This is a genomic window from Sphingorhabdus sp., from assembly GCF_044354325.1.
Classification (GTDB): Bacteria; Pseudomonadota; Alphaproteobacteria; order Sphingomonadales; family Sphingomonadaceae; genus Sphingorhabdus_B.
In genome coordinates this window covers 1-16,083 of record NZ_JBILAF010000041.1, presented here as the reverse complement: position 1 = coordinate 16,083, position 16,083 = coordinate 1, and the positions used below count along the sequence as shown (strand labels likewise).

At 56.7% G+C, this 16,083-nt stretch carries 15 protein-coding genes; 10 read left to right on the top strand and 5 right to left on the bottom strand.

Annotation, left to right across the window (positions count from 1 at the left end; translation table 11 throughout):
* Nucleotides 1-247 precede the first annotated feature (247 nt).
* Nucleotides 248-622 (bottom strand): hypothetical protein, encoded by a 375-nt coding sequence (locus tag ACIQ0G_RS05555; RefSeq protein ID WP_397577047.1) that lies wholly within the window; start codon nucleotides 620-622, stop codon nucleotides 248-250.
* A gap of 31 nt (nucleotides 623-653) precedes the next feature.
* Here ACIQ0G_RS05555 and ACIQ0G_RS05550 point away from each other — a divergent pair, with 31 nt between their 5' ends.
* On the top strand, nucleotides 654-1,790 hold the full coding sequence (locus tag ACIQ0G_RS05550; protein WP_397577046.1) for a serine hydrolase domain-containing protein: 1,137 nt from the start codon (nucleotides 654-656) through the stop codon (nucleotides 1,788-1,790).
* Between the two features lie 13 nt (nucleotides 1,791-1,803).
* Here ACIQ0G_RS05550 and ACIQ0G_RS05545 read toward each other — a convergent pair whose 3' ends face one another.
* A complete protein-coding gene (locus ACIQ0G_RS05545) occupies nucleotides 1,804-2,094 on the bottom strand; it encodes a DUF3297 family protein (protein WP_183939995.1) in 291 nt (96 codons plus the stop codon).
* Nucleotides 2,095-2,159: 65 nt separating this feature from the next.
* Between ACIQ0G_RS05545 and ACIQ0G_RS05540 the strand changes: the two genes are divergently transcribed.
* Together ACIQ0G_RS05540 and ACIQ0G_RS05535 are read left to right on the top strand one after the other, a co-directional pair.
* Nucleotides 2,160-3,371: an NAD(P)/FAD-dependent oxidoreductase gene (locus ACIQ0G_RS05540; protein WP_397577045.1), complete on the top strand. Its 1,212-nt coding sequence runs from the start codon at nucleotides 2,160-2,162 to the stop codon at nucleotides 3,369-3,371.
* Nucleotides 3,372-3,499: 128 nt separating this feature from the next.
* Nucleotides 3,500-4,342, top strand: coding sequence for an outer membrane protein (locus ACIQ0G_RS05535; RefSeq protein WP_397577044.1), 843 nt, complete (start codon nucleotides 3,500-3,502; stop codon nucleotides 4,340-4,342).
* Between the two features lie 54 nt (nucleotides 4,343-4,396).
* Here the strand turns inward: ACIQ0G_RS05535 and typA are convergent, their stop codons facing one another.
* A complete protein-coding gene (gene typA, locus ACIQ0G_RS05530; protein WP_397577043.1) occupies nucleotides 4,397-6,217 on the bottom strand; it encodes a translational GTPase TypA in 1,821 nt (606 codons plus the stop codon).
* A gap of 39 nt (nucleotides 6,218-6,256) precedes the next feature.
* On the opposite strand from typA, the gene ACIQ0G_RS05525 reads away from it, so the two are divergent.
* Nucleotides 6,257-7,315, top strand: coding sequence for a bile acid:sodium symporter family protein (locus ACIQ0G_RS05525; protein ID WP_397577042.1), 1,059 nt, complete (start codon nucleotides 6,257-6,259; stop codon nucleotides 7,313-7,315).
* A gap of 68 nt (nucleotides 7,316-7,383) precedes the next feature.
* Here ACIQ0G_RS05525 and ACIQ0G_RS05520 read toward each other — a convergent pair whose 3' ends face one another.
* Both ACIQ0G_RS05520 and ACIQ0G_RS05515 read right to left on the bottom strand, forming a co-directional pair.
* The gene (locus ACIQ0G_RS05520; protein ID WP_397577041.1) at nucleotides 7,384-9,882 is read right to left on the bottom strand and encodes an ABC transporter permease; all 2,499 of its coding nucleotides are present in this window, start codon (nucleotides 9,880-9,882) and stop codon (nucleotides 7,384-7,386) included.
* 172 nt (nucleotides 9,883-10,054) lie between these two features.
* Nucleotides 10,055-10,729, bottom strand: coding sequence for an ABC transporter ATP-binding protein (locus ACIQ0G_RS05515; RefSeq protein ID WP_397577040.1), 675 nt, complete (start codon nucleotides 10,727-10,729; stop codon nucleotides 10,055-10,057).
* 42 nt (nucleotides 10,730-10,771) lie between these two features.
* On the opposite strand from ACIQ0G_RS05515, the gene ACIQ0G_RS05510 reads away from it, so the two are divergent.
* The 6 genes from ACIQ0G_RS05510 to ACIQ0G_RS05485 all read left to right on the top strand — a co-directional run.
* Nucleotides 10,772-11,455, top strand: coding sequence for an arylesterase (locus ACIQ0G_RS05510; protein WP_397577039.1), 684 nt, complete (start codon nucleotides 10,772-10,774; stop codon nucleotides 11,453-11,455).
* 106 nt (nucleotides 11,456-11,561) lie between these two features.
* Nucleotides 11,562-12,767: a toxic anion resistance protein gene (locus ACIQ0G_RS05505; RefSeq protein WP_397577038.1), complete on the top strand. Its 1,206-nt coding sequence runs from the start codon at nucleotides 11,562-11,564 to the stop codon at nucleotides 12,765-12,767.
* A 100-nt stretch (nucleotides 12,768-12,867) separates the two neighbouring features.
* Entirely contained in the window at nucleotides 12,868-13,593 is a 726-nt protein-coding gene (locus ACIQ0G_RS05500) for a hypothetical protein (protein ID WP_395627834.1), read from the top strand.
* Between the two features lie 61 nt (nucleotides 13,594-13,654).
* Nucleotides 13,655-14,755, top strand: coding sequence for an aldose epimerase family protein (locus ACIQ0G_RS05495; protein ID WP_397577037.1), 1,101 nt, complete (start codon nucleotides 13,655-13,657; stop codon nucleotides 14,753-14,755).
* A 118-nt stretch (nucleotides 14,756-14,873) separates the two neighbouring features.
* Nucleotides 14,874-15,281, top strand: a complete 408-nt coding sequence (locus tag ACIQ0G_RS05490) for a response regulator (protein ID WP_397577036.1) — start codon at nucleotides 14,874-14,876, stop codon at nucleotides 15,279-15,281.
* A 95-nt stretch (nucleotides 15,282-15,376) separates the two neighbouring features.
* The coding region (locus ACIQ0G_RS05485) for a hypothetical protein (RefSeq protein WP_397577035.1) at nucleotides 15,377-16,083 on the top strand (707 nt) is incomplete at its 3' end.

Genomic DNA, 16,083 nt, shown 5'->3' with positions numbered 1-16,083 from the left:
CACCATCGCGGCGTCAAAATGGCAAAGATATCGAAGTAAAATGTCCACCGCAGGCAGTTATTCTGCCTGCAAGGGCATTTTGCTTTGAGATCGAAGCCATTTTGGCGTCCTTCGGATTTGGTCCATATTGTCCATTGCTACGTTGGCAAGCTTGGACTTAGAACCACTAAGTCCGGCGCTTGCCGCCTTGCACTGAACAATATGGCCTCAAACCGCGATGGTGCATGTAATAGGTCCTGACCCTAGGTTACAGCGCGTCTATTTCTGCCTGATTGAGCTGAACGCAGCCATTTGCGCCGCGGCGTTCGGCAACGGCTTCTGCCAAAAAGGGAACCGACGCGTAAATGCGCTTGTTTTCGGGATCGTCGCTTAGGCGCACGATTTCCAAGCCCTTTTCCTTATCGGTCTCACAAGACGCCATGTCGCGGCCTTCGATATAACGGCACGAACAGGAGATGTGCGCGCCATATGCGGCGCCGAGGCGCGCTTGCCCTTTGATGCTGTTCCAGTTCCAGACGAGCCATAAAACCGCGATCACGGCCAATGCTGCGACGATTGTTTTTAGGGTCTTGAACCGTGGCTGCCGTGCTTTTGGTCCAGCTTTTGAAGTTGCGGTTGCCATAGACCCTCCATTTGGTGCATCAAACTGTGATATGCCTAGAAACAATTTCCGCCGCGCCGCAACCGCTTTTTGTGCATTAACGGCACTTGCCCTCGCTGGATGCGGCGCAGAGCCGCCTGCAAAGCCCGTTGGCCCCGGCTTTACCCAGATCGCCGACGACGCAGCGGTGAGCCAAGAGAAGCTTGCAGATGCCATCGCGCCTTTTTTCGAAGATCCCGCTGTCGGCGAAACCCGCGCGCTCGTCGTCATGCAAGGTGGCCGCATTGTTGCGGAACGTTATGCGCCGGGATACGGCCCTGACACGCGGTTGATTAGCTGGTCCATGGCCAAAAGCGTTACTGCCGTATTGGTTGGCCTGATGGTAGCGGACGGTCGCCTTGCGCTGGATGAGCCCGCGATTGTCTCCGAATGGCAAGCGCCGCGCGATAACCGCGCAAAAATAACGCTGCGGCATTTGCTGCATATGTCCTCAGGCCTCGACCACACCGAAATGGCTGAAGGTGACATCGAGATTTTTGATGCCGACACCCCGCGTATGTTGTTTCTGGATGGCCGAGAAAATGTTGCGCGTTACGCCGAGACACGCCCGCTTGAAGCCAATCCCGGCGAAAAATTCGAATATAGCACGGCAACGAGCCATATTCTTGCGGACATCATGACCCGGTCGCTGACCGACAGTAAGGATCCGGTGGTGCGCCGCGACGCCATGCTCGAATATGCGCGTGGGCGGTTGTTCGAGCCATTGGGGCTTACGAGCTTTGTCCCGGAATTCGACCGGAATGGTACCATGCTGGGCGGAAGCATGATCCACGGCACGGCGCGCGACTGGGCGAAATTCGGTGAATTTCTGCGTAATAACGGGTCGGTTCAGGCCGCACAGTTGATGCCGACAAGCTGGATGCGCTTTATGAAAACGCCAAGCCCGAACAACCGCAGCTATGGCGCGCATATCTGGCTGAACCGCACGGGAAATGACGCGCGAAATCAGGTGCTGTTCCCCGGGAAAGCGCCATCGGATGTGTTCGCCGCGCTTGGGCATCTGGGCCAATTTGTCGTGGTGTCACCGCAGCATCGGCTGACGATCGTGCGGCTTGGGATGACGCCCGATGATCAACTTGATCCGGTCAACGACCAATTGGCGAAGCTCATTTCGGTTTTCCCGAAATGATAAAGTCTAAAAATTAGGCTTTAGCCACCGGTGCGTCGTCGCCAAGGTCTTCGAACCAAGCTTCGACAGGTCCGCTCAGCTTGATAAGCAATGGGTTGCCCTTGCGATCACGCGCTTTGCCGGCCTGAACCTTAATCCAGCCTTCGGAAATGCAATATTCCTCAACGGTTGTGCGGATTTCGCCCTTGAAACGAATACCCACGCCGCGCGACAATAAATCGCCGTCGAAATGCGGGCTCATCGGGTTAATCGACAAGTGATCGGGTGGGGTATCTGCCCCTGCAGCTTTGGTCTCTTCAGTCATGCGCGCGGCTTTGCCGCAAAGCATAGCACTTGGCAATATGGCGCGGGCAGTGCAGGGGCTTCAAAATGGCAATTTCGAACAACTATGATGTAATAATTTTGGGCGCTGGCGGCGCTGGACTGATGTGTGCGTTGACCGCAGGGCAGCGTGGACGGCGCGTGCTGGTCATTGACCATGCAACGGGACCGGGTAAGAAAATCCTGATTTCGGGCGGCGGCCGGTGCAATTTCACCAACGTCAACGCGACAACGGTCCATGCGCAAGAACGCTATTTGTCCGCCAACCCGCATTTTTCGAAGTCGGCTTTGGGACGTTATACGCCGCAGGATTTCATCGAACTGGTGCGCAGCTATGGCATCGCCTTTCATGAAAAAACGCTTGGCCAACTGTTCTGTGACGGATCCGCGCGCCAGATTGTCGAAATGCTCATGGAAGAATGCGACCGATCGCAAACGCTTGGCGGCCGGGTGGACTTTGCATTCAATTCCCCCGTTGGCGAGGTGTCGCACGCCGGCAGCGTCTATCATGTCATGTATAACGGCCTGCGCGCATCTGCCGGATCTTTGGTCATTGCCACGGGCGGCCCAAGCATTCCGAAAATGGGTGCTACCGCATTTGCTTATGATCTGGGCCGACAATTTGGATTGAAGATTGTCGAGCCAAGGCCGGCTTTGGTGCCGCTGACGCTCGGCGGGGATGATGTGCTGTTCCGCGAACTGTCGGGCGTATCGGCTGAGGTCGTTGCGCAGCATGGCAAAACCGCCTTTCGCGAAGCAGCCCTGTTCACCCACCGCGGACTGAGCGGCCCTGCGGTTCTTCAGATCAGCAGCTATTGGCGGCCCGGTGACCGCGTTGGGATTGATTTCCTGCCGGATCATGATGCGCCGGCATGGCTGTTGTCCGAAAAGCGTGCCCGACCAAAGGCCACCATCAAATCGACGCTTGATCGCGTCCTTTCAGCTCGATTGGCAGAGGCTTTGGCGGATAAGCTTGCGCTGCACGGGAATCTGGCCGACCAAAGCGACCGCAAGCTGGCAGAGGCAGGCGCTTTGCTCGATTGTTGGCCTTTCGTGCCCAATGGCAGTGAGGGCTATGCCAAGGCGGAGGTGACGCTTGGCGGGATCAACACCGACGGCCTGTCGCAACAAACAATGGAAGCCAAGAAAATGCCGGGGCTGTTTTGCATCGGCGAGGCTGTGGATGTCACGGGCTGGCTGGGTGGCTATAACTTCCAATGGGCATGGGCGAGCGGCGTCGCTGCGGGTGAAGCCGTTTAAACGCGCGAACATGCAAGTATATCGGTGGTATTAAAGCCGCAGTTCCATTTTTAGTGCATTTTAATGCATCTAAATTGAGATTCCCACGTTTTCTGGTTGGTGACTAACGAACCAACAAGGAAATCGACATGAAAATCTCCCAAATATTATTGATCGGCGCTGCCGCGCTCGCAACATTTGCAAGTCCTGCATTTGCACAGTCAGAAGATGAACAGTGGGAAGGCGCGTATATCGGCGGATCGATCGGCATTAGCGCACAGAGAAACGATCGCAATGAGAGCGTTGTTTTTGATACCGATGGTGACGGTGCATTCGACAACAGCGTGAACACAATTTTGGCCGCTGATGCTTTCGCACCCGGCTTTTGTGGCGGCGCATCAACGGGAACCGCGCCAACGGATGGCTGCTTGAGTGACAAGGACCGATATGAATACAACATCCGCGCTGGCTATGACGTACAGTCGGGTAACATCGTATATGGTTTTGTGCTTGAAGGTGGCATGAATGAATCGCGTGACAGCGTAACAGCATTCAGCGACACGCCCGATACCTACACGCTAACCCGCGAAATCGACTATTCGCTGCAAGCCCGTGCGCGTCTCGGATATGCCGCGCGCGGTGCATTATTCTATGCAACCGGTGGTGCAGCCTATGCCAAGATCAACAACAGCTTTACCACCACCAATGGCGTCAACAGCTTTACCGACAATGGCAACAGCAAAAGCTGGGGCTATTCCTATGGCGGCGGCGCGGAAGTGAAGCTTGCTAAAAACTTCTCGCTTGGCCTTGAATATCTCTACACCAATTTCGATGACGATGACGATGACGATGATTATGTCGTGTCGGTCGGACCAGGCACAGCGGCGGTGACGGATCCGTTCCTGCTCGTATCGGGCGGAACCGATATGCGTCGCAGCGACAGCGATTTTGCTATGCACAATATCCGTTTGACCGCGGCAATCCGTTTCTAGGCGAACCGGATAGTCCGAATAAGAAAAGGGCGCCAAAGTGGCGCCCTTTTTTGTTTATGCAGCCTGCTTGGCGCGTGATGCTTTTTTCCGTTCGTTCGGATCCAGCAAACGCTTGCGCAAGCGGATGTTCTTTGGCGTGACCTCAACCATTTCATCGTCATCGATATAAGCAATGGCTTGCTCAAGCGTGAGACGCTTTGGCGGGGTGAGGCGGATGGCGTCGTCCTTGCCGGTCGAACGGAAGTTCGTCAGCTGCTTCGACTTCATTGGGTTCACTTCTAAATCGTCTGGCTTGGCGTTTTCACCGATGATCATGCCTTCGTACAAAGCTTCACCTGGCGATACCATCAAGATGCCGCGCTCTTCCAGTGGGCCAAGCGCATAAGCAACGGCTTCACCAGCACCATTTGAAATCAGAACGCCGTTCTTGCGGCCTTCGATTGCGCCACGATGTGGGCCATATTTTTCGAACAAGCGGTTCATGATGCCCGTGCCGCGCGTGTCGGACAGGAATTCGCCATGGTAACCGATCAGGCCGCGTGATGGCGCGCTGAAGGTGATGCGGGTCTTGCCGCCACCTGAAGGACGCATGTCGGTAAGGTCGCCCTTACGCACGGCCATTTTTTCGACGACTGTACCTGAATATTCATCATCAACGTCGATGACGACCGTTTCATAGGGCTCGGTCTTCTGGCCTTTTTCGTCTTCGCGGAACAGCACGCGTGGGCGGCTGATACCAAGTTCAAAGCCTTCGCGGCGCATCGTTTCGATAAGAACGCCCAGCTGAAGTTCGCCGCGGCCAGCCACTTCAAAGCTGTCCTTGTCTTCGGCTTCGGTAATACGGACGGCGACGTTGCTTTCGGCTTCGCGCATCAGACGGTCGCGGATCATGCGGCTCGTGACCTTCGTGCCTTCACGGCCAGCCATCGGGCTGTCGTTCACCGAAAAGCGCATCGACAATGTTGGCGGATCGATAGGCTGTGCCTGCAATGGCTCGGTCACCGTTGGTTCGGCAATCGTGTCTGCCACGGTCGCGGTGGTCATGCCGGCGATCGAAATAATGTCGCCTGCCTTCGCTTCGTCAACAGGGACGCGCTCAAGGCCACGGAAGGACATGATCTTGGATGCACGGCCGGTTTCGACAATCTTGCCGTCCGGGTTCAATGCGTGGATTTGCTGGTTCACCTTGACGGTACCCGACAGCACGAGGCCAGTCAGAATACGGCCAAGGAAGTTGTCGCGGTCAAGCAAGGTGACAAGCATCTTGAACTCGCCATCAACGTCGGCCTTTGGCTCTGGAACATGGCTGACGATGGTTTCGAACATCGGGGTCAGCGTGCCTTCGCGTGCGCTTGGGTCCGTCGACGCATAGCCATTACGGCCCGATGCATAGAGCACAGGGAAATCAAGCTGCTCATCGGTCGCATCCAGCGACACGAACAGGTCGAACACTTCGTCCAACACTTCCTGAATACGCTCGTCAGGACGGTCGATCTTGTTGACGACGACGATTGGCTTCAAACCAAGCGCCAAAGCCTTTCCGGTAACGAACTTCGTCTGTGGCATTGCGCCTTCGGAGGAATCGACGAGGAGGATAACGCCGTCGACCATCGAAAGGATGCGTTCAACTTCGCCGCCAAAGTCGGCGTGGCCTGGGGTGTCGACGATATTGATGCGGGTATCGTTCCATTCGACCGATGTGCACTTGGCAAGAATGGTGATGCCGCGTTCTTTTTCGAGGTCGTTCGAATCCATGGCGCGTTCTTCGATGCGCTGGTTGTCGCGGAAGGTGCCAGACTGACGAAACAGTTGGTCAACAAGGGTGGTTTTGCCGTGATCGACGTGCGCGATGATGGCGATATTACGCAATGACATTTGGAAATGGGCCTTTTGGAAGGTCTTCATGGTAGCCACATGCCACCAGATTCTCGCGGGCCCTTAACCCAATATGTGTTGCGGCGCAACATCGCTGGTGTTGCAATAGGCGATTGTTCAGGTCAAAGCGTCGCCATGATTGCCCGTATCTTTGCTGACCGCTTCGTTCTTTTGCTGCTTGGCACGATATTGCTGGCAAGCTTTCTACCCGTGCGTGGGGAGGCTGCCAATATTGCGGCCAGGATATCGTCGGCGGCGATTTTCGTGCTCTTTTTCCTGAACGGTGTCCGGTTGCCACGGCAAGAGGTCGTCAACGGCGTGCGCAATTGGCGGCTGCAGGGCGCGATTTTCCTGTTTGTATTTGGGGTGATGTCCGCCGCTGGATTAATGCTGTCGCATATTTTCGACAATGTCCTTCCGGCGACGCTGGCGCTCGGCATATTGTTCACCGGGATTTTGCCATCAACGGTGCAGTCGGCCGCTGCCTATTGCGCATTGGCCAAAGGCAATGTTGCCGCATCGGTGGTGGCTGCCGCGTTGATTAACCTTGTCGGCGTGGTCCTTTCGCCTGTGCTGTTCGCTTTGCTGGCGCATGTGGGCGAAGGCAGCGTGTCGGGCGAAGCCGTGGGACGGATTGCGTTGATCTTGCTGCTGCCCTTTGCACTTGGCCAGATGATGCAGCGTTGGTTCAAGCCGTGGGTCGAAGCGCACAAATCGCTCGCGACATGGATGGACCGCATATCGATTGCGATTGCCGTCTATGTCGCATTTTCAGGCGCGGTGGTTGCGGGTATCTGGAGCATTGTGCGCGGCGATGAACTGGCGTGGTTGGCGGTGGCGCTGTCGATCATGCTGGTCGTCGGCTTTGGCGGCGCGTGGGTGCTGGGCGGGGTCATGAAGCTGCCACGCGGTGACCGGATTACGATGCTGTTTTCAGGCGGGCAGAAAAGCATCGCCATTGGCGCGCCGCTGGCGGCCACGATATTCCCACCAGCGATTGCTGGCATGGTGCTGTTACCGACGCTGGCGTACCATATGGCGCAGTTGATATTGTCTGCACCTATGGCGACGCATTTGGCTGGAGATCAAAAACCGTAGTGCTGAGCCTGTCGAAGCACGCCCCACTTACAGGCGCCCTTCGACAGGCTCAGGGCTACGGTGAGTATTCAAAGACTTCTGAGCGCCTCCGATGGCCGTGCGGCCAATATCGGCAATGAGCCGACAATCCCGAGTATGAATGTCAGCCCAGCGCCACCGACCAACGTCAGCATTAATATGCCATAATCGGGCGCGAAGCTGAAATCGAAGATGTGCACGACGACATAATATGCCGCCCCCATGCCAAGGGCGAGGGAAAGCAATCCGAGCACCACGGCCAAGATACCATATTCCATCGCCTGTGCGCCCAATATCTGGCGGCGTGTGCCGCCCAGCATCTTGGTAATCACCGCGTCATAGATGCGCGACTGGCGCGCTGCGGCGATGGCACCCACCAGAACAGCGATACCCGCCAAGATCGCGATGGAGGCAGCCGCCGCGATGGCTTGCGCCATTTGGCTCAGCAAATTGGTAATCTGCGCAGTCACCTCGCCAACCTCAATCAGGGAGGATGAGGGGAATGCAGGCGGTAAGGATTTGGCCAAGACGCGCTCGGCGTCCTTTGACACCGTCAACGTCGCCACCATATTGTGCGGCGCGGCGTCGAGGCTGCCGGGTGAGAAGACCATCACATAATTGAGGCCGAAATTCTCCCAATTGACCGTGCGCAGTGACGCAATCTTGGCGGGAACTTCGACGCCAAGCAGGCTGACGGTCAGGCTATCGCCAATGCCAACGTCGAGCACTTTAGCGATTTCGGCATCAAGGCTGACCAACGCTGGCCCTTTATAATTGGCTGGCCACCATTCGCCCTCCACAAGCTCGCTGCCTTTTGGAATATCGGCGCTATAGGTCAGGCCACGGTCGCCGTTGAGCACCCATGCGCCTTCGGGTAGCTCCTCCAATTGATCGACGCGTTGGCCGCCATATTCGATGATCGTGCCACGCAGCGCGGGGATGAGGTTGATCGTGGCGGCAGGGTCTGCGTCCTTGACCATGTTGGTGAACTTCGCAGCCCCGTCGCGCGGAATATCCAGCACGAAAAAGCTTGGTGCGCGTTCGGGGACGCTGTTCTTGATCTCGTTATTTATGCTGGTCTGAATCGCCGCAAGTGTGACGAATAAGGTCAGCCCAAGGCCCAAGGCGACGACCAGTGCTTGTGTCTGTGCGCCTGGCCTATGCAAGTTGGCGAGCGCCAACCGGGGCAGTGGAGCCTTTGGACGGGGCAGGCGAATGGCAATGAAGCGCAGCAGGAATGCTATGCCCGTGAGCAAAAGCAACAGGCCGAACGCCGCGCCAATGAACGCCAGCGAGAACATCGGCTCGCGTGCTGTGACAACCGCCAGCGCCACGATTGCGGAAATCGCGCCAACGACCCAGATGGTGCTTTTGCGGTCGATGCGGCTGTTACCTTCGACGATCGCGCGGAACAGCCCTGCGGCGGGCACCGTGCGGGCCCGCGCAAGCGGGGGTAGGGCAAAGGCGAGTGCAATGAGCAAGCCGTAGATAGCGCTGATCGCCAAGGGGAGCGGATGCAGGTTGAAACCCGGCGCTACAGGCAGGATGTCGCCTGCGACCCAACCAATCGCCATCGGCATGACGCTGCCGACGCCAAGGCCAACCAATATCGCGACGGACGCGACCGCAAGGATTTGCAGCATATAGATGCGGAAAATCGTCTGGCTGTCCGCGCCCGTGACCTTCAATGTCGCGATGCTTGCCCGTTTGCTGGCGAGATAGCTGCCGACGCCATTGCCGACGCCAATACCGGCGATGACCAATGCGGCGAGGCCGACCAATGTCAGGAATTGCCCCATGCGCTCAATGAAACGCCGCGTTCCCGGCGCGCCGTTTGACCGGTCGGTAATATCCCAGCCTGCGGAGGGAAATTGGGCCTCAAGCGCTTTGGCGACGGCTGCGGCATCCTCCTGCGGGCCAAGCTTGATGCGGTATTTGCTTTCATACATGCTGCCCGGCTGGATGAGGCCGGTGTCCGGCAGCGACGCCATGTTGATGATGGCGACTGGCCCAAGCGTGAAGCCTTCGCCCAAACGGTCGGGCTCTTCCGCGATGATGCCTGCCACCTTGAACGTTGCTTCGCCAAAACGGACGGTGCCGCCGGTTGCGATATCAAGCCGTTCGGACAAGGTTGGTCCGATGTAGATTTCACCCTTTGCGGGCGCTTTGGCCGAGCCGCCCTCGCGCAACTTCAGCACGCCATAATGCGGATAGGCACTGTCGATGGCCTTAAGTTCCGCAAGCAGGCTGTCGTTGCCAATCGCCATTGCGCGCAAACGGATGGTTTCGGAAACCGCGCCCGCCTTGCGCATCGCCGCCATTTCCGCGGCGTTCGCTTCGCGCTGTGCAATGCCAATTTCGACATCCCCGCCCAGGATCGTCTGGCCGCGGCGTGAAAGCTCGTCTGAAATCCCGGCCGTCAGGCTGCCAATCGCCGCCAATGTCGCGACGCCCAGAAACAGGCAAATCGCGAGCAGCCGCAACCCGCGAATGCGTGCGGACAGATCGCGGCGCGAGATACGCCAAATCGCGGCAAGCGGGAGGGTCATAAAATGCGCGCTTTCAACAAACACCGTAGCCCTGAGCAGCAGCCGCACGCGGCTGCGCCCGTCGAAGGGCGTCCAGAACTTTGCTCCAAGGCCGAGGGGCGTCCTTCGACGGACGCGGCTGCTTCGCACCCGCTGCTCAGGACTACGGTTGTTTTTGACATTGAAGTGTGCATCACGTGGTCACACGCTCCACCACATGGCCATCTTGCATCACAATGACGCGGTCGCACTTGCGTGCGAGTTCCGGGTCATGCGTGATAATCAGCAGCGTTGCGCCCAATGCTGCGCGGCGGGCGAATAATAGGTCGACGATCGACGTGCCGGTCGATCCGTCCAAATTGCCCGTCGGTTCGTCTGCAAATATGATTTTCGGGCCAGCGGCCATGGCGCGGGCGATGGCCACGCGTTGCTGCTCGCCGCCTGACAACTGCGATGGATAATGCGTCAACCGATGGCCAAGGCCAACCGCGTCCAACTCGGCCTTTGCGCGGCCGAACGGGTCATCCATCCCCGCCAGTTCCATCGGGATTGCGACATTTTCGAGCGCGGTCATCGTTGGCAACAGGTGAAACGCCTGCAGCACAATGCCGATCCGCCCGCGCCGTGCGCGTGCCAGCGCGTCTTCATCCAGTTTCGTAAAGTCGAGGCCGTCGACCAGAACAGTGCCGCCAGTGGCTTGCTCAAGCCCCGCCAAAACCGCCATGAGCGACGACTTGCCCGAGCCCGATGGGCCAAGCAATGCAACGCTGCTGTCATACGGCACCTCAAGGTCTACGCCGCGTAAAATCGACACCGCGGCATCGTTGGAACCAAGGCTGAGGGTGACATTTGCCGCACGGATTGCCATATCCGTTTTCATGTTAACCGGAGCGTGCAAGGAAGCATCCTTATGAATAGAGGTTTTTGGCTATATGGTGCGCTTATTGTCGCAATCCAAGGGCTGGGTGCATGCGGGTCTAACCCTGTAGCGGAAAATAAGGCGCAAGCGCAGGAAACGGCGAAGGTTCAGGCATATGACCAGCTGGTCGTGGCCTTTGGGGACAGCCTGTACGCAGGCTACAGGCTTGCCCCCAATGAAGGGCTCGCGCCGCAATTGCAGGCAGCGTTGCAGGCCGATGGCATAAATGCGCGGGTCCACAATGCTGGCGTATCAGGCGATACGACAGCGGCGGGAAAAACGCGGCTGGCTTTTGTGCTCGATAATCTGGAGCGCAAGCCGGATTTGGTCTTACTTGGCCTTGGCGGCAACGATATGTTGCGCGGTATCAAGCCTGCAGAAACCAAAGCAAATATGGTCGCGATGCTGGACGAGCTTAAGCGGCGCGATATTCCCGTTCTTCTGACCGGCATGTTAGCCGCGCCGAACCTGGGTCAGGATTATGGCAATGCTTTCAACGCGATATTCCCGCAACTCGCGAAGCAATATGACGCGCCTTTATATCCGTTTTTTCTTGACGGCGTGGTGACCGATGGCGCGCTGATGCTGCCCGATAACATCCATCCCAATGCCAAAGGGGTGTCGCGGGTTGTCGAAGGATTATCGCCGCTGGTCGAAGCTGCTTTGAAGGAATAAGGCAGCGCTGTATTAGAAAAATAATACAGCCGGGGGCGCTAAGTGCTTGAAAAGGTCAGGCAGTCGCTCCATCTGTTATACGATCAAAGGACAGAGGGATTTAGCGATGTCGACTGAAACCGTTACCCAAACCGTACCAGAGCTGAAGCTGACGCCGCCCGACCCCGTGCCGACCGTCGCGCCGCAACAGGCGATGGGCTTGGTTCCGGTGACCGATGAACAGCAAAGCAAGCTTGCGCAGCGCGTTGAAGCCTATGTCGCTGATTTGGTCGCGCAGGATGTGAACAGCCCTGAATTTGGCAAGCGCGTGGACCAATTGACCAACATGGGCCGCAAGGAAATTATGGAAGCATCGGCGCAGTCGAACCGCTTCCTCGATAAGCCCATTCGCCGCATGGATGAAAGTTCAGGCGTCGGCGCGGATCTCGCCGAATTGCGCCGCGTTGTTGAAGATCTGGATCCTTCTAAAAAGGGCAATTTGATGACCAAGCAAAAGCTGTTTGGCATCATCCCATTCGGCAACAAACTGCGCAATTATTTCGACAGCTATCAAAGTTCGCAAACGCATATCAGCTCGGTTCTCGCGCGTCTTGGTAATGGCAAGGACGAGCTGTTGATGGACAATGCCGCGATTGACGTTGAACGGCAGAATCTGTGGGTTGCCATGGGCAAGCTGGAACAGATGATTGTCATGTCCAAGCAGTTGGACACGAAACTGGAAGAAAAAGCCGCTGAGCTTGAACTGTCCGACCCCGCCAAGGCGCGCGCGATAAAGGAAAGCGCGTTGTTCTATGTGCGCCAACGTACGCAGGATTTGCTGACGCAAATGGCCGTGACGGTGCAGGGCTATCTCGCGCTTGATTTGGTCAAAAAGAACAATGTCGAACTGGTCAAAGGCGTTGACCGCGCATCGACCACCACGGTTGGCGCATTGCGCACGGCGGTTACCGTGGCGCAGGCGATGACCAACCAAAAGCTCGTTTTGGACCAGATTACCGCGCTCAACACGACGACCGCGAATATCATCGACAGCACCGGTCAGTTGCTGCGCGACAATACGGGCCGTATTCATGAACAAGCCGCCGGCGCCACCATCCCGTTGGAAACATTGAGCCGTGCGTTCCAGAATATTTACGACACGATGGATGCCATCGACACCTTCAAGATGAAGGCGCTCGACAGCATGAAGCAAACGTCCGAAGCGCTCGAAAAAGAAGTCGAAAAGTCCAAAGGCTATATCGCGCGGGCCGAAGGGCAGGCGCAGGCGACCCAGCCGGTACAGGACAGCGGTTTGCTGTCACTTGAGGCATAATGACGATATTTCACCGTAGCCCTGAGCCCGTCGAAGGGCGCTTGTCGGCTGGACGTACTTCGACAGGCTCAGCACTACGGTTTGCACATCAAGGTACAATATGAATAGCCCTGCATCCAATTCCGACGACATCCTTAACGGCGCGGCACGGTCGCTGCGCAATGTCCGCTTTGCCCCCATCGGGACAAAGTCGCAGGCGCTGCGTCGCGCACATTTCTGGGGCAAATTGAGCAAAGCGACAATGGCGGTTGGTGCTGTATTAATTGGCGCAGGCATCATCGGCGGCATTATTGGCGGCATCGGTTTTTGGGGCGTGATGATCACCGCCCTGCTGGTGACAACCGCCGCCTATGTCCTGATGCGTTTCCCGCAAATGCCGATGCCCACGGCGGAGAGCTTGAAGATCACCGATCTAGGCACATTGGCAGGAAAAACAGAGATTTGGCTTGAGGCGCAGCGCCCTGCATTGCCCGCGCCTGCGGTGTCGTTGATGCAAGATATCGGTGTCCGGTTGGACCAGCTTGCGCCGCAACTGCAAACGCTTGACGATAATGACCCTGCGGCCCGTGAAGTCCGGAAACTTGTGGGGGAACATCTGCCCGAGCTGATTAACGGCTATAAACGCATTCCCGATAGCCTTCGCCATAAAGAGCATGCCGGAAAGACACCTGCGCAGCAGCTGGTCGATGGCCTGAAGACCATCGACCGTGAAATCGAGACGATGACCGGCCAGATTTCGCGCGGCGAGCTCGACAAATTGGCGGTGCGTGGCCGGTATCTTGAAATACGTTATGATAACGCCGCCGAAAATGGTCAGGGCGTATAAGCGCTCAATCATGAAAGCGCGGGTCGCTATAGATTCGTAACGACATGCACAGGAAAACGGCGTGACCCAACCCAGCTTACAGCGCGACATTTTTGGAACGCTGGCCAGCGGTGAAGCTGTCCACGCGGTGACGCTGACCAATGCCGCCGGCATGTCGGTCAGGATCATCAGCTATGGCGCTTCTATCCAGTCGGTGTGTGTGCCCGACGCCAAGGGTAACTTTGCGGACGTTACAACGGGCTATGCCGATATTGCGGAATATGTCGCGCAGCGGCAATATTTCGGCGCGACCGTCGGCCGGGTCGCCAACCGTATCGCCGGCGCGCGTTTTGAGCTTGATGGCAAGGTCTTTAGCGTTCCCGCCAATGACGGCACCCATTCGCTGCATGGGGGCGATGTCGGGTTCGACAAGGTGAACTGGACGATCACGGCGTGTGATGAAGAGGCGTTATCGGTGACGCTCTCGCATATGAGCCCCGATGGTGATCAGGGATATCCGGGCATATTGACGGTTACCGCAACCTATCAATTGCACCCCGACAATACGCTGTCGGTGCATTACGAAGCCGTCACCGATGCGCCGACCTGCGTGAACCTGACGAACCATGCTTATTGGCATTTGGGCGGGGAGGGGGCTGCCTATGATGCAATGGACCATGTGCTGACGATCCCAGCCGAACAATATCTGCCGGTTGATGCGACGCTTATTCCAACGGGAGAGCGCCGCAGCGTTGCTGCCACGCCATTTGATTTTCGTGAACCCATGCCGATTAGCAAATATGTTCGCAGCAACGCAGACATTCAACTGACCCATGGCAGCGGATATGACCATAATTGGATCATGGGTGCGCAAGTCACCAGCGAGGCCCGATTGATGGCACATTTGGAAGATCCAGTGTCCGGTCGGACGATGACGTTGCTGTCTAACCAGCCGGGGCTGCAGTTCTATTCCGGCAATTTTTTTGACGGAATGACGCCGGGCAAGGCAGGCAAAAGCTATGGAATCGGCGATGCGATTGCGCTTGAGCCGCAAATGTTTCCGGACGCACTCAACCAACCCTCTTTTGCTTCAATTGTTCTTCGCCCAGGGCAAATTTATGCGAATGTGATCATCTGGCGGTTCGGTGTCAGCCGGGTGTTTTCTCCGAATATCAGCGGGTAAACAAAGGAAACCCTAAAACGCGAGCGCCGCTTGCGCTGCGATGCCTGTTTTAGATGCAAAACAGGTTGAAATCAGCTATGCATATCCACTAGCAGAAAATGCATAGTTGGGATGCTTCATGAATTCACTGCTGAAAGGGGCTGACGCCCAACCATTTCATTCGTCCTCAAGCATTTTGCTTATCGATGACGAGTACGAAATCCTGCCCGAATATCAGGAGTTTTTCGAACTCGCGGGGTTCAGAACGTTCACCTGTGCTGATCCCGTTCAAGGCATGGCAATGATTCTGGAAATGCCGGATATTGCAGTTGTCATCACCGACCTGCGCATGGCGCATTTGGATGGCATCAGCATGATTAAAGGCGTGCGCGACGCCCTACCGGAAGGGCGTCATGTGGATTTCATGATTTTGACGGGTGACGCCAGCACGCAGCTAGGCGACGATTTGGCCGACATTCCCATCTTTCTAAAGCCAGCGGACACGGACGCATTGGTCGCGGCTATCCGCACGGTATTGGTGTGTTGAACCGCCGCTGGACCGAATTCCCGGCGACCCGGGATATTCCCAAAACAGAACTTCTGATTGCCCTATTGCTCGGTGTTGTAGGACTTTTCCTGAATATGTTCGAGCTCAAGCTTGGCTGGGGCATGAACTTTGTACTCGGAAACGTGCTGGTATATGCATTTGTGCGCATGTTGGCGCCGCAGTCTCTGGTGCTTGCGGTTTCAGTGTCAAGTATCGGGTCGATCATCTTGTGGAACCACCCATGGGCTTGGATCGTGTGGATATGCGAAGCGATATTTATCGCGATCGTTGCGCGCCGCACCTCACCTGTCCGCAGCGTCGTCATTTACTGGATAGTGGCAGGCGCGCCTTTGGTGTTCCTATTCTATGGCGGCATCCTGAAAATGGATCAGCTGTCGCTTGCCCTTGTGGTCGCAAAGCAGGTCGCGAACGGGATATTGAACGTCGTTCTTGGTGAGTTGATATATGTCTCCCTTCTGAGCGGAAATCCGTTCGGAAAATTCGGACATTGGCCAAAGCTTAGGGTTGAATGCTTTACGGTCATGTTATTCATGGGAACGGTGCTGATCCCGGCGACGGTGTATATGGCGCTGGATGCGCCGTCGCGTGAACGTGCCGCGATGGACGAGGTTAACAGAAACCTTGAATCGCGCATGAGCGTCGCGGACGCAAAGTTGAGTGCGTGGGTGGATTCCCGAACTATGCTGCTGCGTGGCTATGCAGATAATGGTGCGCTTCCCCCCGGCCAATCCGATGTTCGTTTGCCGAAGGAATTTTCGGCTGAATTTCAAAAAATTGCTGT

What these genes read in the sequence shown, in the direction of transcription:
- ACIQ0G_RS05555 (WP_397577047.1), bottom strand. Translation starts at nt 622, where the DNA reads ATGGCAACCGCAACTTCAAAAGCTGGACCAAAAGCACGGCAGCCACGG.
- ACIQ0G_RS05550 (WP_397577046.1), top strand. Translation starts at nt 654, where the DNA reads ATGCCTAGAAACAATTTCCGCCGCGCCGCAACCGCTTTTTGTGCATTA.
- ACIQ0G_RS05545 (WP_183939995.1), bottom strand. Translation starts at nt 2,094, where the DNA reads ATGACTGAAGAGACCAAAGCTGCAGGGGCAGATACCCCACCCGATCAC.
- ACIQ0G_RS05540 (WP_397577045.1), top strand. Translation starts at nt 2,160, where the DNA reads ATGGCAATTTCGAACAACTATGATGTAATAATTTTGGGCGCTGGCGGC.
- ACIQ0G_RS05535 (WP_397577044.1), top strand. Translation starts at nt 3,500, where the DNA reads ATGAAAATCTCCCAAATATTATTGATCGGCGCTGCCGCGCTCGCAACA.
- typA (WP_397577043.1), bottom strand. Translation starts at nt 6,217, where the DNA reads ATGTCATTGCGTAATATCGCCATCATCGCGCACGTCGATCACGGCAAA.
- ACIQ0G_RS05525 (WP_397577042.1), top strand. Translation starts at nt 6,257, where the DNA reads ATGCCACCAGATTCTCGCGGGCCCTTAACCCAATATGTGTTGCGGCGC.
- ACIQ0G_RS05520 (WP_397577041.1), bottom strand. Translation starts at nt 9,882, where the DNA reads ATGACCCTCCCGCTTGCCGCGATTTGGCGTATCTCGCGCCGCGATCTG.
- ACIQ0G_RS05515 (WP_397577040.1), bottom strand. Translation starts at nt 10,729, where the DNA reads ATGGCAATCCGTGCGGCAAATGTCACCCTCAGCCTTGGTTCCAACGAT.
- ACIQ0G_RS05510 (WP_397577039.1), top strand. Translation starts at nt 10,772, where the DNA reads ATGAATAGAGGTTTTTGGCTATATGGTGCGCTTATTGTCGCAATCCAA.
- ACIQ0G_RS05505 (WP_397577038.1), top strand. Translation starts at nt 11,562, where the DNA reads ATGTCGACTGAAACCGTTACCCAAACCGTACCAGAGCTGAAGCTGACG.
- ACIQ0G_RS05500 (WP_395627834.1), top strand. Translation starts at nt 12,868, where the DNA reads ATGAATAGCCCTGCATCCAATTCCGACGACATCCTTAACGGCGCGGCA.
- ACIQ0G_RS05490 (WP_397577036.1), top strand. Translation starts at nt 14,874, where the DNA reads ATGAATTCACTGCTGAAAGGGGCTGACGCCCAACCATTTCATTCGTCC.